A 23,821-nucleotide genomic window follows, 5' to 3' on the forward strand; every position below is an offset into this window, starting at 1 on the left:
TATTATCGGAAGTAATTAGGCCGTAACGGTCAGTGTGTTTCCGTCTGTACTGAGCGCGGTTTTGTACTGCGTCAGGGCCCGAGTGGCGGGGCCTACTTCTACAGCACCCGTGGTGCTGTATTCAGAGCCGTGATTGTTGCAGTAAATATCGTCCTGCGCCGATCGATACTGTACTTCGGTCCCCTCATGCGTGCAGGTTTTCGACAGAGCGATCAGGGAACCATTTTTTATTTTAGCCACGATTATACTGCCAACGATTGCATACTGCCCCGCTGTTTTCAGTTTACTGAAATTTGAGTCGGTCAAATCGAGTGTAAAATTAATTGCTCCCGCCGATTCGGTAGCATTGCCCGTAAAGCCAGTGCTGGGCGTAGTGGTGCCCGTTCCTCCAGTCGAAGGCGAAGGGTCGTTACTTTTGCTCGAACAGGCCGTTAGACCCGTGCCCATGCAATAAAAAGCCATCAGGGCTGCACTACTCATACCAAGGCTACGCAAAAATTCGCCCCGTTTCATTGGTTCAGTCGTTGGATTCATGTGATTTAAATTAATTTAATGTAGCTACACTTAATGACCCTTACTAAATAAATTGAACTTGTTTTGCAGGATGTGGAAATGAGAATTAAAGCTTGTACCGCACAGACAAAAAGGCGCCAGTACTCAACAGATCGACCTTAAAATAACCTACGCCTTTTAGAGGTACTTTCATAAACGGCTCCACCTGCCACGACAATCGGCGGCTCACTGCCCGCTCATAACCTGCCGACAGATTCAGTTGACTAAAGCCATAGCTACCCGAAGGAGCGCGCCAACTATACGGAACATTGTAGGTATGGGGTGGATATTCGTACGAATAATCTTCCTTCAAGGTGATATACGACGTTATGCCACCGCTTACAAACCAACGGCTGGGTGGCAGGCGCGTATCCAGCCGTGGGCGCAGCAGCACATCGTAGCGCACATTGATCGGAATATCGAGCATGTTACATTGGCCACTCACTTCGTTGGGCCTTGTTGAAAATTTCGCCCAATAGCTGTCATTACCACGGTATTCTGAAGAGTCGGCCCTATAAATTTTCAGGCTCCAGATTACGCCAGCCTGAACACTCCACCGCGACGACATTCGATACTCCAGCAATGCGCCCAGACTGGTTCCCGGTCGCGAAAAATTATGCAAACCAATCGCACTCAAATCGGGCGATACGGCCAGCCGAACACTAAGGCCAGACTGCGGTGTTGTTGTAGCTACAACAACGGGTGCTTGTTTTTCCGGCCCCGAAATCTCCCGATTGATTTCTTTGGGCATTTTCATCCATTTACCAGGACGAACAGGCAACTCCGGGAATAGGGTAAACGCCATCAACTCTTTTGCTTCTGTCGGCGCTATGATCGGGTCTACCAACAACCTCCCATCGGTAATCGACGGATTAGCAATAACTGGTTCGCTAGCCGCTGACCAGCGTTTTGCCCGGCTTGTTGCATTGGCAGTTTCCATCACATCGACCGGTTGGGAAACTACATACCGGTTGCTCTTCCGGCCAGACACTACTGGCTTTCGGTAATCAACCCGATCAGTTGCCGCCAACTGAGCCTGTTCGCTGGTTGCTAAGCCAGCCTGTTGGGCAATCTGCGTCCGATCGTTGCCGATGCGGGGAACTGCAGTTGTTACCGCAGGCTGGTGTGTTTTCGTCCGATTGGATGGCAGGCGGAACTGATCCCGCTGCCCATCTGGCCTCAGATGCCGATCTTCTGCCGGGATACGCTGCTCCGGTTTTGTTTCCGTAGCATTGCGTTCAAGCGTTCTATCGGGTTGTTCATCGGTTTCCTTGCCCACCGAGCCAGCCAGACGTTTCGGTTCTGGCATGGCTTTAGGGGCTTCCTCCTGTTGTAATGACACCGACTGGGCGGCTTTTGGCGGCCTGGCCTCCGTGGCTGTTAGTAATTGCCCGTTTGCCCGAACAGCGGCATCAGGGCGGGTTTGCTGATAGATATACCAAACACTTCCCATCAAAAGCAACAGCAGAACAGGCAGGCTTCGGGGCAGCCATTTTTTCCAGAAAGCGGCACGATCGCGATCGTCCAGTTGAGCCGTCATGGCTTCCCAGGCTGCCGGTTCGTAGGGTGGCTCAAACTCTTCAGCCGACTTTCTGAAGAGTCCGTCCAATTGATCATCGGTTAGCTCTTGCATACTCGTCGTAGTTCAAATGTTTTAATAACTGACGCAAGTTTTCGCGGGCGCGAGCCAGATTCGACTTCGACGCTCCAACCGAAATACCAAGTTGCGACGCAATTTCGTCGTGTGTAAATCCGTCAATGACGTATAAGTTAAACACCAATCGATAAGCGGGCGACAGCCGTTGAATCAGCCCCATCAACTCTTCATAGGCTAGTTGGCTATAAGCGTCTGTCGATTCCGCTACTGCCGCCTGATCGGCCTGTTCAACATCTTCATGGTAAAAATGCCGAACCTCCTGCCGATAGTGATCAACAGCTGTATTGATCAGGATTCGTCGTAACCACCCCTTAAAGGGCTGGGTTTGTTCGTACTGTTCCAATCGGGTAAAAACCTTCAGGAAACCGTCGTTCAGCACTTCCAGCGCCCCTTCCCGCGTTGGTGCATAACGCAGGCAAATGCTCATGGCATACCCATAAAACTGCCGGTATAGCAGCTCCTGACTACGGCGGCTGTTTCGAAGACAACCGGCGAGCAGTTCAGGTAGAGCGGGTATATTCGATGCGTTCGACAACGGCTATTGATGTAGTTTTTTTAGTTTACAGCCTTTCGTTTGGGGGCTTGCGGCATTTAGCTGTTGGGCGCTACCGGCGAAGAACTATTAACAACTGGCCAAACACCCGGCCGTGGCACACTTACCCCTTTTGTACTTCCCCGCTGCCCCTGGTCGGCCCCGAAATAATAAAGTGGCCAGCCTTTGTAGGTAAGCTGCGTTTTACCAACTGCGGTTATGGTGGTGAAATCGGTTCTGGCCAGCGCCGATGGTATTTCACCAATCGTAGACGACACTTCATAAATCGGCCAGGTAGCATTGTTGCTTAAGTCGGCTTTTGTGTACTTGTTTACATTGTTTTTATCGTTGGCAAAGGCGTAGAGTGTCCGGCCCAGACTATCGGTCAGAAATAATGATTTTCCACTCCCTTCTTTCGTATCAAATGTATAGCTTTTGCCATCATTACCAACAAGTTGACGAGACGCCAGCATGACGGTATAGTTCGATTTGGCCACCATCCAGACATTACCCACGTTTTCGCCCGCTACGTCGCCCGCTTTCGTATCGTTTTTGAAATAATAGAGCGGCCAACCTTTGTAGGTAGTTTGTTTATCACCATCGGCCCGGGTAATGGTGGCAAAATCGCTGGCCTTTAGCCCTGTTCCGAGCGTTAGGTTTTCTTCGTAGTAAACAGGCCATGTTTCCTTGCAGGTGCCTGAACAATTGGACGTACCATCAACATCAGAAGCGAAAAAATAGAGCGTTTTTCCGCCACTACCGGTTAATACGTTCCCCAAAGCGGTTGTGCCCAACGAAACATCGGGTACCGTAGTCGGATTTTCCTCATCTTTACAACTAAGCAGTATTATCCCAAGTAAAGCCATTACTGAAAGCAGACGAACACTGTAAAAGGAAGGTTTCATTCTGTCAACTGTGTTTTTAAATGTAAAAAAAAGAACAGTTGAACCGGTTCAGCCGCCAATACGGCCGGGGAGAAAAAAGGGTTGCGTCTGCAAGGAAAAATAAATGCAAACGCTTCATTTTCTGAGCGAATTCCTGTAAAATTGACCGTAAATAACACCCACTATGACTGATCACGAGCGCATCGATGAATTAGAACGTAAGGTTGCCCTCCTGCAGGCAAAGCAGGAAGAACAAACAATCCGACTCAATCAGGTGGTATCGCGGCTAACCTTTCTGGAAGCCCGGCAATACCGAATCCTGAAAGAACTGGGTATTGAACCAACATCGCTCGAAACGCCAGCTATAGCTCAGGCCGATGCCCAGGAGCTTTTGCGGACAATTCCTGTCCAGCGCTTAAATTAGTCCGATAAAGACAAGCCATCGATGGCACATAGACTTTACCGGCTCGGTTGCACGTTATAGTCCCATATGAAATCCGCTTCCTTGCGTACACTTGGTATCATTGCGGCCCTGGTGGCCATCAATATCTTATCTGCATTCGTCTTTTTCCGGCTCGATCTGACCCAGGAAAAACGCTATACGTTATCAGAAGCTACCCAAAATCTACTCGCCGACTTACCCGACGATGTTCACGTTGATGTATACCTGACCGGCGACCTCCCTCCTGCTTTCAAACGGCTCGAAAATGCTACCCGCGAAACACTCGATGAATTTCAGGCGGTTGCGGGTCGAAAGATTACTTACCGAACAATTGACCCCGATCGGATTACGAACGTTGACGAGAAAAATAAACTCATCGATAAACTTCAGCAAAAGGGCCTCCTACCAACCAACCTGGTTGCCAGTGAAGGCGGAAAACGAACCGAAAAACTGGTTTTTCCGGGCGTTGTCGTTTCATATAAGGGCAAAGACACCGGTGTGTTGCTTCTGAAAGGAAATAAAGCAGCCTCAAAAGAAGAACAGTTGAATCAGTCTTATGAAGGAGTTGAATTTCAACTGGCTTCGGCCATTCGAAAACTGACCCAGACCAAAGAGAATCGTCGCCGTGTGGGGTTGCTTATGCATACACAGGTGCCCCCTTCCCGTTTTGCCGATCTGTTGGCATCAGTACAGGAAAATTATGATCTGTTTTTTATCGACATGACCAAACCAGGCCCAATTACGGGTCTCGATGCCGTGTTGGTTATGAAACCCGATCAGCCTTTTTCGGAAGACGACATTTTTAAACTCGATCAGTTTGTTGTTAACGGTGGGCGTGCCCTGTTTTTTGTAGATGGCCAACGGATCGATAGTGTCAGCAATGAGGGTACCTATGCGCAACCACTCAACCTCGGCCTCGACGATCTGTTTTTCCGCTGGGGTGTTCGCATCAATCGCGATGTGGTAAAGGATCTGTATTGTGCTCCTATTCCGCTCAATGTCGGTAACCTCGGCGACAAGCCCAACATTCAACCAATTCCCTGGCGTTTTTTCCCGATCCTGAACAACTTTGGCACGTCGGGGAACCCAATTGTCCGTAATCTGGATGGGATTCTGGGGCGATTTGTCAGTACACTCGACACGGTTCGGTCGACAGGTATTCAGAAAACGCCACTCCTGCTTACATCGGCTTATACCAAAATTGTGCAGGTGCCAGCCCTGATTTCCTATAACGAAGCGCGTCAGCAGCCCGATCCTAAAACCTATAATGACGGCTCCCGAATGGTTGGCTGCCTGTTGGAAGGAACATTCAAATCGCTGTTTGCCAACCGCATTCTACCCAACGACCCTCGTGCCAGTGGTTTCCGAACCGAAGGCGAGCCATCGCGGGTGCTGGTCTGCTCCGATGGCGACCTGGTGCTTAACGATGTCGATTTCAAGCGCGGTGTACCTTATCCGCTTGGCTATGACCGATTTACAGGTACGATGTATGCCAATAAGGATTTTGTCCTAAACGCGATTGATTATCTGGTTGATCCAAACGGCGTAATTGCGGCCCGCGCCCGTACGGTTACGCTTCGCCCGCTCGACAAAATTCGGATTAACGAGAACCGAACAGGCTGGCAAATACTCAATCTGATTGGGCCACTGGTCCTGATTGGTCTGATTGGTGTTGTCTGGCAACTAGCCCGACGCCGGAAGTTTGCCCGCTAAACCCCTTATTCGACCGAAAACTTAATAAGCCATTCGGCTACGGTAGCCCCGCTCAGATTCAGTACCAGATTAGGAAAAATTCCCAATGCCAGGGTCATCAGCCCCAATGGAATCAGCATGAGTTTTTCGCGGGCTGTCAGATCATCCAATATGGTGGCCGGGCCTGAATGGTTCTCGAAAGGACGTATCCAGGTTGGGCCAAAAAACATGCGCTGAAGTGTCCAGAGAAAATAACCGGCCGCCAGCAGGATACCCGTTGTTGAAACAGCCGTCAGCCAGCCGGGTATCCATTGCGACTGAAAACTACCCATTAGTGTAAACAACTCGCCCACAAAGCCCGAAAACCCGGGCAGCCCAAGCGACCCAAAAAAGGCTACAGCCGTCAACAGAGTATACTGCGGCATCGGCTGCAAAAGTCCCCGATACGAATCGATCCGACGGTCGTGGGTGCGATCGTACAGAACCCCAACCAGGAGAAACAACATAGCCGATAAAACGCCGTGGCTAACCATCTGATAAATAGCACCATTAACACCTTCGGCCGTTAGTGAGGCCACGCCCAGCAGCACAAATCCCATGTGCGATACGGACGAATAAGCGATCAGCTTTTTCACATCGGTCTGAGCCAGCGCATTCAGCCCACCATACACAATTGATAGCGTGCCCAGCGCGGCCAGGGTTTGTGCATACTCAGCGGCCCCATCAGGAAAAAAATTCCAGACAATCCGCAGGAAACCATAGCCGCCAATTTTCAGCAACACTCCCGCCAGTACCACCGAAACGGGCGTTGGCGCTTCAACGTGGGCATCGGGCAGCCAGGTATGCAAAGGCACTATTGGCAATTTAATGGCAAACCCAATGAATACGGCCCAAAACGCCAGCATACGAGCCGGAAGCCCCATAATGATTGGTTCGGCCGATGGATTCAGAAAAGCATCGGGCAGGTAGTTGCCACCATCGGCCAGGTAGCGCATGTCGAAGGTATGTACAATCTGAGCCGAATTCAATTGACCGTTCTGGAGGTAAGTCTGCACCACCCGAACCATATCGTCGGTCATATCCGACACATCGGGAACCAGACCCGCCACCACTGCCGTACTGACGGGGTCCATAACGGATAGATATAACCCAATCATTACCAGCAAAATCAGCAAAGAGCCCAGCAGCGTATACAGAAAAAACTTAATAGATGCATACTCCCGGCGCGGCCCGCCCCACAACCCAATGAGAAAATACATGGGTAGGAGCATGAACTCGAAAAACAGGAAAAACAGGAAGAAATCGAGCGCTACGAAACACCCCATAATAGTCCCCGTCAGCAGCAGGTAGAGCGAATAATAGGCTTTCAGCCGGTGGGTCATCGTCCACGATGAGATAACCCCAATGAGCATAACCACCGCCGACAACACAACCAATGGCAGGCTAAACCCATCGACGCCTACCAGGTAATCGATCGAAGCAACGCCCAGATTGCCCAGCGACAATGTAATCCAGTCGGCCTGTTCGAGTAGTTGATACCCCGAAATCGTTTTGTCGAACGACACATAGGCTGCACCTGCCAGAATCAGCTCAATCAGCGTTATCACTAACGCAAATAGTCGAATTTGAGATTTCAGGCTATCTGGCAGCAGCGCCACTACCAGCGAGCCCAGCAACGGAAGAAAAATAAGTAACGAAAGAATCATACCTGACGAGGCCACTGGCCACGATTTATATTTCTGATGACAGGGGGTATACCTGCCTCATAAAAGCCACCAAAGTACCACCAATAAGCCAACAACGGCAGCTGTGATATACGACTGCACACGACCGTTTTGCACCGAACGGCTCAGATTACCTACCTGCCCGGTTAACCAGGCCAGGCCATTCACAAGACCATCGACACCAAACCGATCGAAGGCGGATGTTAATTGCGCCAGTACAACCGTCGAAATACCTGCGCCATTCACAGCGCCATCGACTATGCGCTGATCGGCCCGGTTAAGCAGCGAAGTCAGTTTAAGCGTTGGATTAATGATCAAATGGTGATAAAGTGTATCGAGGTAGCCGTATTCCTGCGATAGCCGAACATAGCTACTGGTTTGGTTTGGTTCATGCATACGAAATCCATACCAGCCGCCCGCCAGCACCAGCCCAACAGAAACCGGCGCCAGCCACCAGTGAGCCGGTTCGTCAGTAATGGGAATCAGGCTAAAAAACCAGCCCTCCTGCGCCGAAAATGGATTTAGTGAAAACCAGAACCAGAACGACAGGACCGCCAGCACAAGAATAGGACCACGCATAAGCCAGTCCGCTTCATGTACCTGATAGGCCAGTACATTTTCGTTGCGGTAACGACCCCAAAAAACCAATCGCCATTGCCGGGCCATATACAAAGCCGTCAACACCGACGACAGCAACAGAACTACTGGTATCAGGTACGATAAGCCACCGCCCTGTTCGGCCGACCAGTTGAAGGCTCCACCAATAATGGTTTCTTTCGATAAAAACCCCGACAGAAATGGAACGCCCGCCAACGCAGCCGCACAAATAGTATATCCGATGAAGGTAGCAGGCAGCACTTTCCGTAGCCCCCCCATGTGGCGCATATCCTGCGTATCGACGGCATGAATGACGGCTCCGGCACTTAAAAAAAGCCCTGCCTTAAAGAAAGCGTGTGTAAACAGATGAAACATAGCCCCACCAACATTTCCGGTTCCCATGCCGACAACCATAAGCCCCAGTTGCGATATGGTCGAGAATGCCAGTACTTTTTTGATGTCGGTCTGAAAAACGGCAGAATAACCGCCCCAAATAGTTGTAATGGCCCCCGTTAACGCAATGACAACTAAGGCATCAGGCGATAGCAATGGATGGATTCGAGCCAGCAGGAAAATGCCAGCCGCCACCATGGTAGCGGCATGAAGTAGTGCCGACACGGGGGTAGGCCCTTCCATGGCATCGGGCAGCCAGGTTAGCAATGGGAACTGCGCCGATTTGCCTACGCATCCCATAAAGAGGCATAAACCCAGTGTGGTTGGTAAAGCGACCGGAGCACTACTCGTGGTCAACTGATCAAATTCGAGAGTATCGAAGTAATAATATGTCAGAAAAATACCGAGCAGAAAGCCAATGTCGCCAACGCGGTTCATAAGGAAGGCCTTTTGAGCAGCCTTCGAGGCAGCAGGTCGCTCAGCGTAAAAGCCAATCAGCAGAAACGACGCCAGCCCCACCAACTCCCAGAAAGCGTACATCACCAGCAAATTACCCGCCAGCACAATGCCCAGCATGGCCCCAACGAACAGTTGCAGATACGAAAAATAACGGGATAACTTCGGTTCGTTGTGCAGATAGGAGAGCGAATAAATCTGCACCAGTAAGGCCACAAAATGAACCAGCACCAGCATAAGCCCGGCCAGCGTGTCAATCCGAAAACTGGCCCCGAATGACACACCCGATAGGGTTGCCCAGGCAGTCCGCAACGCAACGGGTTGTTCGGGCAGTTGCATAACTAACGCTATCGACAAGGCTAACCCAATGCCCGTTAATGCCACTGCCACTTTTCCTGCAAACTGCCGGTTTATGCCTGCCACCCCCACAAATCCAACAAACGGCAGAATCAGCAAGGTAGCAATCAGTCCAGAAAACAGTGGGGAAGTTGTGTCGGGCATTTAGAAACGGTCTGAATTGGCCGCAAATATCCCGATTCTAAAGAAGGTAAACAAACTGTAGCTAAGCTGTTTTCAACTAAGTCGTTTGTAGCATTCAGATACGAGTTAGTGGATACTGGAGGTTAGCGTTATTCATTGCCTAATTTCCAGTATCCAGACTCGCTCTATCTTAATGTTTCATTTCATTCAACTCATCGAGTTGTACGGTACGAAAATGGCGATATACCTGCAACACGATAGCCAATGCCACCGCCGACTCGGCAGCCGCCACCACCATCACAAACAGGCTCATTACCTGCCCCTGCAATCGGTCGGGGTCATACTGACTAAACGCCACCAGATTGATATTGACAGCATTGAACATCAGTTCGATACCCATAAGTACCACAATGGCATGTCGCTTAAGCAACACCACTGCCAGACCAATGGCAAACAAGGCCGCACCAACAATCAGAAATAGGTGGCTATTAACAGGTTCCAACTAGTTTTCGGGTTAGAGTTTTCCGTTTTCAACGGTCCGCCGTTGCGGTGCTTCGTCAAAGCAAGGCCCCAGCAAATGGAGTACTGAAAACGGAAATCTTTTTTCTATACATCGCACAGCAGAACGGCTTCTTTGAGGCTCGTTAGCGGATCGCGTTTGGGAATAAATTCCTGCGCTACGTATCCTTTGAAGCCCGTATCGACAATAGCTTTCATAATAGCCGGGTAATTTAGCTCCTGAGTTTCGTCGATCTCATTACGGCCAGGATTACCGCCCGTGTGGTAATGACCAATGTATTTACTGTTTTCCCGGATGGTGCGAATAATGTCGCCTTCCATGATCTGCATATGATAGATATCGTAGAGCAGTTTGAAATTGTCTGAACCTACGCGTTTGCAGAGTTCTACACCCCAGGCTGTATGGTCGCACATATAGTCTTTATGATCGACTTTGCTATTGAGCAACTCCATGATCATGGTAATGCCGTGTTTTTCGGCACTGGGCATCAATCGTTTCAGGCCAACGGCACAGTTTTCTAACCCCTCCTCATTGCTCATGCCACGGCGGTTGCCCGAAAAACAAATCACGGTGTTGAGGCCAGCCGCTTTCAGTTTCGGGAAAATAGCTTCGTAGCTGGCAACCAGTTCATCATGAAATTTCGGGTTGTTAAAGCCATCGGGAATCCCTTTTCCGGCTCCCTGCGGCAGAGCTGATGTCAGGCCGTATTTTTTCAACACGGGCCACTCATCGGGGTTGGTCAGATCAATTGACGCGATACCCATTTCTTTAGCGGCCTTGCAGAGATCGTCGAGCGGAATTTTGCTGTAACACCACCGGCATACCGAGTGATTAATACGCCCCTTCAGTTGAGGAGCGGCAACATTGGTCTGAGTCATAGAACCAGCTAACGAATCAGTTAACGACAGCGCCAATGCACTGCCAGTTAAGGTTTTTAGGGCTTTCCGGCGGGAAGACATAGTCAGTTTTCGGTTTAGGGTTATATCGGTTTACGGTTTATGGTTTACGGTTGCTTCGCCGGATAGAGCTATACTGCTGCGGAGCTACCGTAAACCGAATACCATAAACCTTCTTACAATTCGCGGATTCGGATGTTGCGAAACCACACTTTATTGCCATGATCCTGTAACGCAATATGGCCGGTAGTATATTTACCAAAGCCTTCCCAGCCCTTAAACTTGCTCTCGGATACCATTTTGTCCCATTCGGGGCCACTGGTTGGATATTCGGCGGTTTTTTTACCATTCAGGTACTGTTCTGCCTTACCGTTGCGAATAATTAAACGAGCTTTATTCCATTCGCCAGCGGGTTTGGCCGCGTTTGGTGTAACGGGCTTTTGCAAATCGTAAAGCGCACCTGCCGTACGGTTCCCATCGCGTCCCTGTTTAGCATCGGGGTGGCGTTCGTTGTCGAGCACCTGCATTTCGGGGCCTGTCTGATAGGTCGCTTTAAATTGTGGATCTTCGTGAACGTGGTAAATGATACCACTGTTGCCCCCTTCGGCAATTTTCCATTCCAGTTCCAGTTCAAAGTCGCCGTATTCTTTATCCGTGACGAGGTCGCCAGCGCCACCCTGCTTCAGATGAATAGCTCCATCGTCAACGGTCCACTTATCCGAAACCGGCTCGCCAGATTTCAGGTAAATATGCCAGCCTTTCAGGTCTTTGCCATCGAAAAGGCTTTCCCATTTTCCTTTTTTAGGTTTAGGAAGATGTTCGGCCTGTCCGTTGAGAGTTAGCGCAAGGGCCAGTAAACCGGCTACAGATAAGCGCAGATAGTTCATGATAAACAAGTTGTTAGAATTTTAAAAACACACTACTAACGAGAAAAAAGCAAGTTATTAGCTCAGTACCAGCCAGTGGCTGTTGGCTCTAAGACGCTAGATCATTATTTATGCTACAGCAGCATCTACTATCTTTTGTCCAACGTCTACTGTCTCAAGTCTTTGGCTCCATATTGAGATTTGTAGTCTGCAATACACAAAGGCATACTAAGCCCAAAAATACCTCAACCGTTGCGAACAATCTCTTCCAGAAAAGCCCGAAACTTATCAGCAAACTCCGGACGCTTCAGCGCAAACTCGACCGTCGTTTTCAGAAAATCGAGTTTATTGCCAATGTCATGACGTTTGCCTTCGATCCGGTGTGCATACAGGTTTTCGCGCTTGAGCAGGAGCAGCAAGGCATCGGTAAGCTGAATTTCGTTGTTTTTACCCACCGGTGTTTGATCGAGCATCGTAAAAATTTCGGGCGTCAGCACATAGCGTCCGGCAATGGCCAGATTCGACGGTGCTTCGCTGATAGCCGGTTTTTCTACTAATGTATCGAGTTCAAGAATCCGGTCGCTCAGCGAGTTCCCCCCCACAATTCCGTACCGATTAACTTTGTCGTGCGGCACTTCTTCAACTGCAATCACCGAACAGCCATATTGCTCATAGGTGTCGACCAATTGCTGCGTAACTGGAATTACCGAATCCATAATGGTATCGCCCAGCAATACCGCAAAAGCCTCATTACCAACGTGCTGCCTGGCATACCGGATAGCATCGCCCAGTCCGTTCAGTTCGCGCTGGCGAACGTAGTGCAAATTGGCCATATCCGACAGTCGACGCATTTCATCCAGCAACAACTGATCTTCCTTTTCTTCGAGTCGATTTTCGAGTTCGAAGTTCCGGTCGAAGTGATCTTCGATGGCTCGTTTGCCTTTGCCTGTAATAATCAGAATGTCTTCAATACCTGAATCAACCGCTTCCTGAACGACATATTGAATCGTAGGCCGGTCAATGATAGGCAGCATTTCTTTAGGTTGAGCCTTGGTGGCAGGCAGAAACCGGGTTCCTAGTCCGGCAGCGGGAATAACGGCTTTTTTGATCATTTTTTGCAAGGGGCAAGGGGCGAAGGGCTTAGGGCAGGAGATACCCCATGCCCTAAGCCCTTCGCTATACAACATATGGCTTTATAACGCGGGCATTAATTTTTCTGAGTTCAACAAAGAGCCGGTTCAGCATGGCATCGTCGCGATATAACCCGATGATTGACCCACCCGAACCCGTAAACGACGCCGATGCACCACAGACCCGTGCCGTTTCGATCAGACTACGGTTCCGGTCGCTGATGCTATAGATTTGTGCCCGCAGATCGAAATTTCGGTTAACAAGTTCGTTCAGGAGTTTGGTATCCTGCCTTTGCAAGGCATCGCGGCCTTCGCGGGCTACATTGGCAATAGCAGCCATTGTGTCGACAACGAGAGGTTCGCCTTTCAGCCAGCGCGACCGTATATCGTTATGCACCCGCCCCGACTGCTTTCCCAGATCGGTGTTGTAGGCAATATACAGTTTCGGAAGTAGCTGAGAATCTATTGGCTCATACTGCCCATATCCCTGCCGGGCCATGGTTTCCCGATCGAAGTCCATATATACGCAACCTTCGTAGCACTGAATAACACGGTCCTGCAAACCAGCCGTAATACCTAGCTCATCGGTTTCGGTAGCAAGCACCAGATTGGGCAAAATTGGCTGCGGAATCTCCACACTATAGAATTGCATCAGTGCCCGAAACGTAGCAACAATGATAGCACTAGACCCCGACAGCCCCACCTGACGCGGAATGGATGTGCTATACCGGATCGAAAAATTCTGATTAGGTAACCGGATCTGCTCCTGTTCACAATATTCAGCGAATTTCTTGATGGCTGCTTTCAGGAGCGGCACACCGCCATGATAGCCAAGCGTACTAACGGCATCGCGCAAATGATGCAGGCTTCGGAATATATTCGTATCCTGCGGTTGCGCTTCAATAGTCAATTCCGGCGATTGATAAAGCGTAACGGACGCTCCGAAGTTGCGAACAGAAATGGCAATGGTTTTACCATAAAAGCCATCAGACGGGTTGCCAAACAGGCCCGCCCGGGCATAGGCACGGGTTTCGATAAGCAAAACGTTAACTACGGACTTCTTGTCCGGTGGCTGAGTTGATTGAAAAGCAAGTTTACGAAAGAATTCCGTTCATAACCGCTATATAACCGTTTCGGCCAGTAATAAAAAGAGCGATCGGTTATTTACCAATCGCTCCCTTATCTGAATATGAACCAACTAGAAGTTACTGCGCCGAATTCTTGTCTTTGCCTTCGTATCCTATATGGTGCGGATCATACCCCTCATTTGGGTTATCGCCCTCTTCAAGGTAGGTTGCATCGGCCCGGTGAAATAGCGCATCGTCAGATGGGTTTTCGGCCACCTCACTCAGCTTACCAGCGGCCTCATCGCTCATCATTTTTCCTTTAGGCTGATTATAGTCGGTAAACGATTCAGGTTCTACATCCCACTCTTCGTCTGTACCCAAGTGCTCGCCTTTCGGTTCGCCCGTACGCCCAACGCCCAGGTTGGCCTCACGCGTATCGTGTGTCATCTGCATGTTTTCGGTGTCCATGTCCATACCCGATGTTGCATTATCGTATGAATTCGTTCCGACACCTTCCGACTCACGGCCAAAATCAGAGTCGCCGTGTTGGTTAGGGTCTTTCGAATAAAACTCAGCATCAACTTTATCTGGATCGAATGGTGATGTCGTAGCCATAACGTTAAGTGTTGTTTCCGATATAACCCAAAAATAGAGCGAGTTGTTTAGGGCGGGGGCTTCGCGCGGGGGTTGCGGGGGATGGCGGGGAGAGCAGGGCTAGAAAACGCTACCAGGCAATCCCTGCTCCCCCCGCTATCCCCTGCTTTTTACCAGTTCCGCCACCAGTTGATCGTTTGTTTGCTGCAAGAGGGCCATACGTTCGTTTAGCTGAAACAGCAAAAACTCCACGTTCCGCAAACGCTCTTCTGTGGTGATAGCGGCCGACGGCGAATTAAGGGTTTTAAACATCATACCTTCTCCCCGCAACAACCAATCGCCATTGACCTGCGGATAAGCCAGCAAGATTTTTTCCAGCGTATCGTAGCGGGGCTTCAGCCGTCCGTGCAAAATATGATACACTTTTTCGCCACGACGTTCACCCAATTGACGGGCAAACTCCAGCACGCTAACATTGAGCGAATCAATTAATTGCTGCAAACGAATATGGATCATGGGCAAAGAAAGAAAAAAGAAAAAGAGACTAAGCCGCGAAAAGAAAGTCGGAAAATAACCAGCAGGTCAGGAATCTATTCACCAGGCGCTTATTGCCTTCTCAAATCGCTTAACGTCCCCAATTTTACAGTATAATGTGTAAAATTGACACCCAATATTGACGAAACGGGTTTGCTTTTTACGCAAAACTGTGTAATTTTAAGTCAGTAAACACCCCCTGAGAAAAGGCAAAAGGGACCGCAATATGGGCCCCCTGCTTGAACAGTAAACAACAAATACTAATGAACACACAAAACAAAAACCAAATCGAGACAATTCAAAGCGGTACCCCCCCTAAACCGTATGAAAAGATTCACGAACTTACTGGAGAAGTCGTCAGTAGCGGGGCCGCCCGGCGGTACAAATATCTGGAAGGTCACCCTCGTCAGTATCGCTTTGATGCCAAAGAAGGTGTGTTCAATATCAACGGTACCGAGAAGTTAGGACGGACGCTTACCTTCCAACCCATTGCCTGGCGCATATTCACCGACAACATCCTGAATATGGGTACTAAAAACTGGGCGGAAATTTTCTTTATCGACGATAAAAACTGCGTGTCGGCGGTGCTTTTCCACGGCTATTCAGTCGATAATATTTTCCGGCTGATCGAACCTCTGTATTACGACGATCTGACGCTGGCCGACGTGGTGATTACGGCTGTTGCGGAGAAAAAGGAAAACGCCAAAATCCAGCCTAAAGGGGTGTATTACATCGCTACATTCTCCTATAAAATGGGCGACGTTGAGCAGACCAACGAACTGAAGCAGTTTGCGCACGAGGTAAAAATATTTCGGCAGGAAACGCTCACCGACATTGCTAACATCAAAACGGCAATGAACTACTACAATCCGTTCGCTAATCTTGCCGATGAACCCGAATTGCTGTCGGCAGGCCAGTTGTAGTCAGTCAATACACACCAGTAAGCTGAACAGGCGATCGAAAAACATTCGGCCCGCCTGTTCAGCTTATGCAATCTATTCTGTTGAATGCTCTCACAACCAATTATAACCACACGCCAGCCACTGCTGACCTCTGGCGACGATTATCGGATGCTTCCCCGCGTATCAAATTCAGATCTGACTCGCCTGAAAGAAGAGCATCTGGGCTATTGGTCGGTGCCATCGGCTCGGTTTATTTCCGAAAAAACCAAAGTATTTGGCCGGGCTTTTCATCAGCATTTACTCGAACCGGAGTCGGTAGGAACGGTGCTGGAGCAATTACTTCCCGATCTGACACCCGGCCTGACCAATGCAACAACCGACGAACTGGCTCCTGCTCAGGCCGAACAACTTCATACGCTTATGCGTACGATTCGGCAGGACGCTTTTTGCCGTCGGTATCTGCGGATGTCCGAACGGGAGCGGGTAGTTTTGTTTACAGAACCCAATACGGGAGTAGCCTGTAAGGCCCGGCTCGATATGGTCTATACTAGTCCTAAACGCCGAAATGCGCTGATTATCGACATTAAAACCACGTCGGCGCGTACGCAGTCGCAGTTTCTGGAATCGTGCTACACCTACGATTACGATCGGCAGGCCGCTTTTTATCTCGATAGTCTACGGTATGCCGACACGCGCCATGGCGAGCCAGCCGAATGGGGCACTACCCAACACTTTCGGTTTGTTTTTATCGGCATCATGAAACAACGTCCACACCGACTTTTTGCGGTAGATGCTACGTCGATTCCCGGATTTGTTGACTACGGCCGGAAAAAATACCGCTTCTGGCTCCGCAAATGGCGTGAAGAACACGAAATGCCAGCTAAACCTATGGCTGGCTGGAGCCTGAGTGCCTGAAACACCCGATAAACCAACAGCCGCTATGAACGCGTCAATAATAAACCTAAGTCCTACACCGCTCCGCTTCGACTGGGGTACCGATGGACTTGTGCTGTGGATTGAAGAACTCGACAGTACCGACAGCCTGTCGGGGCAGATGGATGAAGTTATGGACCGAATTGCATTTGCCATCGAACTGCAAACCGGCTGGGACCACCGAACCGATAGCGATACATTGCATCCACTCTATGGCTACCGGCTCCTGCTGCGCGATGCATCGGGCCGCTGGAATGCCGTCAGAACCGACGAAACAGGGCATTTTGCTGAACTCATTCCCCTCGAAGAGCTGGATTACGAACTGGCTTATGAGAAAGTAATGTGGCTTGATTAGTCGCTTTTTTTCTTTCAATAAGCTATTCAGATTCCTCATCAATAGAGCCGGATACTAAAAACCGGCTCTATTTGTACCAATAAGTCTATCTTTACCTCTAACACGTCTACACTTCTCCATAAATATGGTCAGAACCTTAACCATCCACGACGAAACTGCGCTGGGCAAAGTCCTCAATTCATATCAGCTACCGATACTGCAGGAGGTCCTAACCGTTGCCGAGCTTATTCGCCTGCGCGTTGAACACGAAGTAGCCGACTACAACCAACGACTACCCGAAACGTTCCAGGCACTTGTGCAGCCTACTGGTGCTGAGCGCGTGCTAAATGGCTACCAAATCCGCAGCAAGCGATTAATTGACTCAGAAAAACAGGTGTATATTGCGCTGGATGCCTTTCAGAAAAATGGCTTCTTTATTCTGATTGGCAATCATCAGGCCGAAACTCTGGACGAGTTAGTTTCTCTTACCAACAACACTACCATAAGTTTCATAAAGCTGACGCCACTGATTGGCGGCTGATTTCTTCGATTCCACCATGAGCCTTATCAATAAACTTTCGTCGTTGTTTACTAAATCCGACGACAAATCGACTATTGTCCAGCCAATACTTGATCAGTTTAAACACATCAATACGCTTGACTGGAAAGCCCGAACGGAACAGAAAAAAGAACTCACGGATTCGATCAAAGCAAAGGATGCTCAATTCAAATATGATTTTACGTATACGCTTATTCGCGATTACGACTTCGGCAAACTCACCAGCGTCTGGGAAATCAGCGAATTGCTAACCGCTCTCCACCGATCTACTGTCGTTCAATCAGAACAGGAGTTTATTGATCTGCTCACGGTTATCCATAAGGCACTTCAACAAGGCAGAGCCAATATTGGCAATATCCCTATTCTGCTCATTCTAAAACAATTTCAGCGATTTTCGACTAAGCAGCCATTAGCGCCAGCAACTACCGACTACCTCAGGCAACTGCTCAATACCAATGAGTTCACAACAGTTCCCGATTACCTGACGAAAGACGCAGACAAGATCAAAATGGCTCTTCAGGAGCTAGTCTATCAGGGGACAGGTACAGGCGCAAATCCACCGGTGATTCTGGATGATAGCGACCATTTCGGACTGATTATCAACCAGATCGTTCAGCAAACCACAGCAGCGCAGCGCAATATTCTCTACGGCTTACTAGCTCATTGCAAAAAGGCATCAGGCGCCAAACCATCGGGCAAGTTCATTGACGAAGCCTGTAAGCTTTACATACAACTGGGCGAACCGGCAACCTATATCAACATTGCAAAGCATTGGCTGGATGGTTTTAAACAAACGGAGACCCGCACCGAAACGCATACCAGCACCTACAACAACACAGAATATACCTACACGACCAACACATTTCTGCATGAACTGAATACAATCATTGCCAAGGGAATCGTCTGGTCGCTAACGAATCTCACAGAACATGATCCTGAACTGGTAAAGCTGATGGGAACAATTGCTGAGAAAAGCTATCAGAAGATTCCTGGCCAGGGTCCGGCAGCGGCCAGCGTTGGCAATGCCTGCTTATACGTGTTGGCACAATCGGGGATAGCAGGTGTAGGCCAACTGTCGCGATTGAAACTGCGCATCAAACAGGCCAGCACGCAGGACCTCATTGAAAAATACATCCAGAATGTTTCCGCACAACTAGGTGTAAGCCCAGACGAGATCGAAGACATGGCCGTTTCTGATTATGGCCTTGTCGATGGCACCTTAACCAAGTCGTTCGGCGATTATAAGGCAATGATCACAATCGTTGGCGTTGGTAAAATCGACATACAGTGGCAGAAAACCGGTGGAACGCCGTTAAAATCGGAACCAGCCGCTGTTAAGAAAGACTTTACTGCCGAACTGAAAGCCCTGAAAAGCACGGTTGCCGACATTGCTAAAAATACAACCGCCCAGCGCAACCGGCTGGACCGATCGCTGATTCTGAACCGTAGATGGACATGGAGCCAATTCAAGACGTATTATGCTGAGCACGGCCTAATGAGTTTTCTAACCAGACAATTGATCTGGATAGCGGAGAAAGACGGGCAAAGTGTCGATATGGTGTACCAGAATGGCACCTGGACCGATCAGCAGGGTGCAGAAATTGATGGGCTCGATACTAACACAACAATTCGCCTATGGCATCCGGTTGGCCAGTCGGTCGAAAACGTGCTGGCCTGGCGCGATTTTTTCACCAGTAAAGAAATTCGGCAACCGCTAAAACAGGCATTCCGAGAAGTATATCTGCTCACCGAAGCCGAACTCAAAACACGCATGTATAGCAACCGCATGGCGGCTCATATTCTGAAGCAACATCAGTTCAATACACTGGCCAAAGGGAGAGGCTGGCGGTATAGTCTGCTGGGGGCTTACGACAAAGGGTATGAAAGCGAAAAAGCGGTTATCGATCTGCCAGCGTATGATTTAAAGGCCGAATTCTGGGTCAGCGAAGTGTATGCCGACGGTGCCTGGAACGACACCGGCATTTACCTCTACGTGTCAACCGATCAGGTTCGTTTCACCCGGCCAAACAATAACGACCCCCTCTCTCTCATCGACATTCCACCCCTCGTGTTTTCTGAAATCATGCGCGATGTCGACCTGTTTGTGGGTGTAGCCAGTGTTGGCAACGATCCGAACTGGCGCGATGAAGGATTGGCGCAGTATCGAACCTACTGGGAATCGTACTCATTTGGCGATTTGGGCGAACTGGCCAAAACACGAAAACAAGCCGTTGAACGGTTGCTACCACGGCTGAAAATTGCGCGGGTAGCAACCGTTCGTGACAAATTTTTAGTGGTAAGGGGTAAGCTTCGCACCTATAAAATTCACCTCGGTAGCGGTAATATTCTGATGGAGCCTAATGATCAGTATCTCTGCATTGTTCCCGACCGGAGTTCTGATAAGGCAACAACAAACGTTTTTTTACCATTTGAGGGTGATACGATGCTGTCAATCATTCTGAGTAAAGCGTTTTTGCTGGCCGACGACGACAAAATCACTGATCCATCCATTACGTGGCAAATCGGCAAGCCGTGAGGAGACTTATTTAATGAAGTCATGCAACTAAGTTGGCCCGGTTTGCATCTTTACCCAAAACCAGTTTCAAAAGCATATCATGAAACGTTCATGCTCGCACAAGCACCTCCAAGGCATGAACACGCTGTTTCTAAACGCCCCTTTGGGGTTGGGGGGCTTTCTACGCATCATGAAAACACTCATTACCGCTCTTCTGCTAACAGTTGTTGCGCTGGCACCTACGCTGGCTCAGAAAACTGTAGATGCCAAAGAAATCATCGCAAAAATCAATCGTAAAGAATCCGTCTCCTATCAGAACGTTACGATCAACGGCGACCTCGACCTGACCGATCTGGCCAACCGTCGGGAAGTAAAAGAAGGAAGCTGGAAAGGCGACTCGCGCGAATTCCGAAGCACCGTCGAAGCACCGATTTCCTTCAAAAACTGCCAGTTTAAAGGCAAAGTCCTGGCCTACTATACCGAAGATCAGGAACGCAAACTCCTCAAAACCAGCAATACGGTTTATAATGCCGATTTCAACGAAGCCGTAACGTTCGAAGACTGTACCTTTGATGATGATGCTGCTTTCAAGTATTCTCACTTTGACCAGCGAGCCATTTTCACCAATAATACTTTCCGCGAAACGGCTCTGTTCAAATATACCAGGTTCCAGAACGATGCCGATTTCAGCGGTTCGACTTTCAGAGGCTATGCCGATTTCAAATACACAAAATTCAACGAATCGTCGGCTTTTCAGAAAGTAGCTTTCGAGCGCTACGCCGACTTCAAATACACAAAATTTGACGAGCGTGTCGATTTCAGCAAAGCGCGTTTCAATGGTAATGCCGATTTCAAATATACGCACCTGCCTCGTGGTACCAGCTTCGATGATGCCCGTTTTGAAGGGTCAACCGATTTCAAATATACCACCCTCGACGGTCGCCGTTTTTCGCCCGGCAGTCGCTAAACAATACCTACATAAGTAGGCCGAAGGGGTAGTTGAGGAAACAGGGCAGACCTCGGCTACCCCTTCGGCCTGCTTAACCAATTCAGGCAATTGTGCGTTTATCAAAACAGTACACCAATTACGCAACGTTTTGAAACGCACATCAAAAATTCTGATCGTTCTGGCCGTCCTGCTGGTTACTGCCCGCCTGTTGCTGCCTTACTTTGTGTTACGATATGTCAACAAAACGCTGGCCGATATGGGCGACTACACGGGCCATGTCGATGATATTGACATTCAACTAATCCGGGGAGCTTATCAAATAGATGATATGCGCATTCGGAAAATCAATGGCAACATTAAAGAGCCTTTCCTGTACATTCCTAAAACCGACCTTTCGGTCGAATGGAAATCCTTGTTTCGGGGCCGACTGGTGAGCGAGGTCGAGTGCTACGACCCGATTATCAATTTTGCGTTCAGCGAAAACGAAGCCAATAACCAAACCGGTGCCGAGGTCGACTGGACAGCCTATCTGAAAAAACTGCTTCCAATCAACATTAACCGCTTTGCCGTTATCGACGGAACGGTCAATTTAACAAGTCTCATCACACAGCCTCGTGCCGATTTGTCGCTCAAACAGTTTCAGGGCGAAATTCGCAACATTCGGAACGTTGAAGATAAGAACCAGAAATTGCCTTCGCCGGTAGTCGCTACGGGCAATGTTCCGGGCTATGGGGGCACTATGGCCTTCAGCGCCAATATGAACTTACTGAAACTAGTACCCGACTTCGACTACAATCTCCGCTTCAACGATATGCAACTGGTCAAGCTCAATCCGCTGGCCCGCGAATATGCCAACTTAGACTTTGAACGGGGCACGGTGAGTATTTATAGCGAGATGGCTATGTACGACAGCAAACTGAATGGCTATCTGAAACCGCTCACCAAGGGAATGAAAATTTTCGATCTGAATGAGCACGATCACCGATCAGTTGGGCAGTTTTTTACCGAACTGATTGCCCAGGCCGGAACAGCCGTTCTCAAAAACCAGAAACACGATCAGGTAGCAACCCGAATTCCACTCAACGGCACTGTCGAAGACGTTAAAACAGCCATTTGGCCAACTGTTTTTGGTGTCTTGCGGAATGCCTACATTAAGGCGTTCAAAAACGAATTCGATAATAACATTACACTACAGGATGCCCTTAAAAGCGTAAAAGAAGATTATAAAGCGAAGCGAGCAGAACGCAAAGCGGAGCGAAAGGAAAAACGCGAAGAACGCAGGGCCGAACGCAAACAAAAGCGCGAAGAACGTAAAAAAGAGAAAGCCAATTAATCGCCACTGCCCGCCGAACGCAAACAAAGTTCAGCGGGCAGTGGCGATTAGCCAAATTTCGGTCATCCATTCGCCAAAGCAGACCAACAGCTTATTGCCATTTTTATACCACTTATTCAGCACCTGCTACGAGTCGTTTACTAACGCTTGTCTTCGTATACGATTTGCGGAATCTTTGCTTTCATAGGCTACACAACTTCCTGCCATGAACGCATGCAATACACTACTATTTTCGACATTTCGAACCAGCCAGCCACGAATCGTACGTTTCTGCTTGTTAGCTCTGTGCTGGCTATAAGTACCATCCTCTGCTTTATCTTCTCAGCCTCTACCCTTGTCCGGTATATCTTTCTGGTCTTCAGCCTGCTGTTCATCGTGTTTTCTATAGTTATTCCTTACTGGGATCACTTTCGATTAGCGAAAAAGCTAACTACCGCCGAATATGAGGTTGCAGAAGGACTCCTAACGGGTTATTGGCGAAAAGACTGGTATGACCCCAGCGACCGCACCAACTATAGCTACGAAGCTTTTCAGGTAGGCAATATACAGTTCGGCTATCACCGATTCATTGAAATGGCAGGCTTCCACAATGAGGAAACGGCTTATTTTCCCATACGCAATGGTCTGTGGATGCGTATATACTACCTTCCAGAACAACAACTTGATGAAGGCAATCTAATGAATCGAATTCTCCGGCTGGAAGTGAGGCAATTGCCAAAACCGATTCGACCTTTACCAGCCATACAAAACCATGAACACAGATATAATTAAATACCTGATAGCCACAGGGCTATTGGTCAGCGGCTGTCAGACAAGCCCTCAAAGCACCAGCCATATCAGCTCTCCCCAAACAACTACCGATACCATTACCATTACGCAGTTGGTACTTAAACAGGGAGTACCGCTAAACCCAGCCACGAATCCAATTACCCGCGACGATGCCAAAAACTTTGTCAACAGCGAACGCCCTGACTATCGAATTGATACCCTGGCAACAACTGGTTCATTAGAGGCTATTCTGATTAGTCGTCTTTATTCGAATGAGAGTATTGGCTGGCTGGCCATAGTTGACCGAACCAACAAGCGTCTGCTCGATAAAGTACAGGTTTATTACGACAATGCCGAAGGCATGATGCAAACCGAAACCAAATGGGTACCGGCCGCTCGCAGGGCTATTGTTCAGACAGGGACATACGACGACGAAGGTCAGTACAAAATCGACGAAGTCACTTATCAGCTAACCTCAGCCGGAAAGTTTGTTCGCCAGTAATTTATCAGCA

At 49.0% G+C, this 23,821-nt stretch carries 24 protein-coding genes; 11 read left to right on the plus strand and 13 right to left on the minus strand.

What is annotated here, in order from left to right; all coding sequences use genetic code 11:
• Positions 1-15 precede the first annotated feature (15 nt).
• The 4 genes from WBJ53_RS29305 to WBJ53_RS29320 all read right to left on the minus strand — a co-directional run bounded on the left by WBJ53_RS29305 (position 16) and on the right by WBJ53_RS29320 (position 3,646).
• A complete protein-coding gene (locus WBJ53_RS29305) occupies positions 16-534 on the minus strand; it encodes a Rieske (2Fe-2S) protein (RefSeq protein ID WP_338872965.1) in 519 nt (172 codons plus the stop codon).
• Positions 535-619: 85 nt separating this feature from the next.
• The gene (locus WBJ53_RS29310; RefSeq protein WP_338872967.1) at positions 620-2,185 is read right to left on the minus strand and encodes a hypothetical protein; all 1,566 of its coding nucleotides are present in this window, start codon (positions 2,183-2,185) and stop codon (positions 620-622) included.
• Positions 2,166-2,744: a sigma-70 family RNA polymerase sigma factor gene (locus WBJ53_RS29315; protein ID WP_338872969.1), complete on the minus strand. Its 579-nt coding sequence runs from the start codon at positions 2,742-2,744 to the stop codon at positions 2,166-2,168. The genes WBJ53_RS29310 and WBJ53_RS29315 overlap by 20 nt, the downstream gene beginning before the upstream one ends.
• Before the next feature lie 56 nt (positions 2,745-2,800).
• Positions 2,801-3,646, minus strand: coding sequence for a hypothetical protein (locus WBJ53_RS29320; RefSeq protein ID WP_338872971.1), 846 nt, complete (start codon positions 3,644-3,646; stop codon positions 2,801-2,803).
• 163 nt (positions 3,647-3,809) lie between these two features.
• Between WBJ53_RS29320 and WBJ53_RS29325 the strand changes: the two genes are divergently transcribed.
• Positions 3,810-4,049 (plus strand): hypothetical protein, encoded by a 240-nt coding sequence (locus WBJ53_RS29325; protein WP_338872973.1) that lies wholly within the window; start codon positions 3,810-3,812, stop codon positions 4,047-4,049.
• A gap of 66 nt (positions 4,050-4,115) precedes the next feature.
• Positions 4,116-5,780, plus strand: a complete 1,665-nt coding sequence (gene gldG, locus WBJ53_RS29330; protein ID WP_338872975.1) for a gliding motility-associated ABC transporter substrate-binding protein GldG — start codon at positions 4,116-4,118, stop codon at positions 5,778-5,780.
• Positions 5,781-5,785: 5 nt separating this feature from the next.
• Here the strand turns inward: gldG and WBJ53_RS29335 are convergent, their stop codons facing one another.
• From WBJ53_RS29335 to WBJ53_RS29375, 9 genes are all read right to left on the minus strand, one after another.
• Positions 5,786-7,465 (minus strand): NADH-quinone oxidoreductase subunit M, encoded by a 1,680-nt coding sequence (locus WBJ53_RS29335; protein WP_338872977.1) that lies wholly within the window; start codon positions 7,463-7,465, stop codon positions 5,786-5,788.
• 57 nt (positions 7,466-7,522) lie between these two features.
• Entirely contained in the window at positions 7,523-9,430 is a 1,908-nt protein-coding gene (locus WBJ53_RS29340; RefSeq protein WP_338872979.1) for an NADH-quinone oxidoreductase subunit L, read from the minus strand.
• Between the two features lie 169 nt (positions 9,431-9,599).
• Entirely contained in the window at positions 9,600-9,911 is a 312-nt protein-coding gene (gene nuoK, locus WBJ53_RS29345) for an NADH-quinone oxidoreductase subunit NuoK (protein WP_338872981.1), read from the minus strand.
• A gap of 104 nt (positions 9,912-10,015) precedes the next feature.
• Positions 10,016-10,888, minus strand: a complete 873-nt coding sequence (locus tag WBJ53_RS29350) for a TIM barrel protein (RefSeq protein ID WP_338872983.1) — start codon at positions 10,886-10,888, stop codon at positions 10,016-10,018.
• A gap of 113 nt (positions 10,889-11,001) precedes the next feature.
• Positions 11,002-11,712, minus strand: a complete 711-nt coding sequence (locus WBJ53_RS29355; protein WP_338872985.1) for a DUF1080 domain-containing protein — start codon at positions 11,710-11,712, stop codon at positions 11,002-11,004.
• A gap of 224 nt (positions 11,713-11,936) precedes the next feature.
• Complete coding sequence (galU, locus tag WBJ53_RS29360) at positions 11,937-12,803, minus strand: UTP--glucose-1-phosphate uridylyltransferase GalU (RefSeq protein ID WP_338877249.1); 867 nt, start codon at positions 12,801-12,803, stop codon at positions 11,937-11,939.
• A gap of 64 nt (positions 12,804-12,867) precedes the next feature.
• Positions 12,868-13,863, minus strand: coding sequence for a GHMP kinase (locus tag WBJ53_RS29365; protein ID WP_338872987.1), 996 nt, complete (start codon positions 13,861-13,863; stop codon positions 12,868-12,870).
• A gap of 163 nt (positions 13,864-14,026) precedes the next feature.
• A complete protein-coding gene (locus tag WBJ53_RS29370) occupies positions 14,027-14,503 on the minus strand; it encodes a hypothetical protein (RefSeq protein ID WP_338872989.1) in 477 nt (158 codons plus the stop codon).
• Positions 14,504-14,638: 135 nt separating this feature from the next.
• Complete coding sequence (locus tag WBJ53_RS29375; protein ID WP_338872991.1) at positions 14,639-14,998, minus strand: XRE family transcriptional regulator; 360 nt, start codon at positions 14,996-14,998, stop codon at positions 14,639-14,641.
• A 281-nt stretch (positions 14,999-15,279) separates the two neighbouring features.
• Between WBJ53_RS29375 and WBJ53_RS29380 the strand changes: the two genes are divergently transcribed.
• From WBJ53_RS29380 to WBJ53_RS29420, 9 genes are all read left to right on the plus strand, one after another.
• On the plus strand, positions 15,280-15,939 hold the full coding sequence (locus WBJ53_RS29380) for a hypothetical protein (protein WP_338872993.1): 660 nt from the start codon (positions 15,280-15,282) through the stop codon (positions 15,937-15,939).
• A gap of 84 nt (positions 15,940-16,023) precedes the next feature.
• A complete protein-coding gene (locus WBJ53_RS29385) occupies positions 16,024-16,833 on the plus strand; it encodes a PD-(D/E)XK nuclease-like domain-containing protein (RefSeq protein ID WP_338872995.1) in 810 nt (269 codons plus the stop codon).
• Between the two features lie 25 nt (positions 16,834-16,858).
• A complete protein-coding gene (locus tag WBJ53_RS29390) occupies positions 16,859-17,206 on the plus strand; it encodes a hypothetical protein (RefSeq protein WP_338872997.1) in 348 nt (115 codons plus the stop codon).
• 124 nt (positions 17,207-17,330) lie between these two features.
• The gene (locus tag WBJ53_RS29395) at positions 17,331-17,726 is read left to right on the plus strand and encodes a hypothetical protein (protein ID WP_338872999.1); all 396 of its coding nucleotides are present in this window, start codon (positions 17,331-17,333) and stop codon (positions 17,724-17,726) included.
• Positions 17,727-17,742: 16 nt separating this feature from the next.
• A complete protein-coding gene (locus WBJ53_RS29400; protein WP_338873001.1) occupies positions 17,743-20,280 on the plus strand; it encodes a DUF4132 domain-containing protein in 2,538 nt (845 codons plus the stop codon).
• 115 nt (positions 20,281-20,395) lie between these two features.
• Positions 20,396-21,226: a pentapeptide repeat-containing protein gene (locus WBJ53_RS29405; protein ID WP_338873002.1), complete on the plus strand. Its 831-nt coding sequence runs from the start codon at positions 20,396-20,398 to the stop codon at positions 21,224-21,226.
• A 130-nt stretch (positions 21,227-21,356) separates the two neighbouring features.
• Complete coding sequence (locus WBJ53_RS29410) at positions 21,357-22,541, plus strand: DUF748 domain-containing protein (protein ID WP_338873004.1); 1,185 nt, start codon at positions 21,357-21,359, stop codon at positions 22,539-22,541.
• 213 nt (positions 22,542-22,754) lie between these two features.
• Positions 22,755-23,312 (plus strand): hypothetical protein, encoded by a 558-nt coding sequence (locus tag WBJ53_RS29415; protein WP_338873006.1) that lies wholly within the window; start codon positions 22,755-22,757, stop codon positions 23,310-23,312.
• A complete protein-coding gene (locus WBJ53_RS29420) occupies positions 23,293-23,811 on the plus strand; it encodes a hypothetical protein (RefSeq protein WP_338873008.1) in 519 nt (172 codons plus the stop codon). The genes WBJ53_RS29415 and WBJ53_RS29420 overlap by 20 nt, the downstream gene beginning before the upstream one ends.
• Positions 23,812-23,821 lie beyond the last annotated feature (10 nt).

Origin of the sequence: Spirosoma sp. SC4-14 (assembly GCF_037201965.1) — a bacterium.
In the GTDB taxonomy this organism is placed as follows: domain Bacteria; phylum Bacteroidota; class Bacteroidia; order Cytophagales; family Spirosomataceae; genus Spirosoma.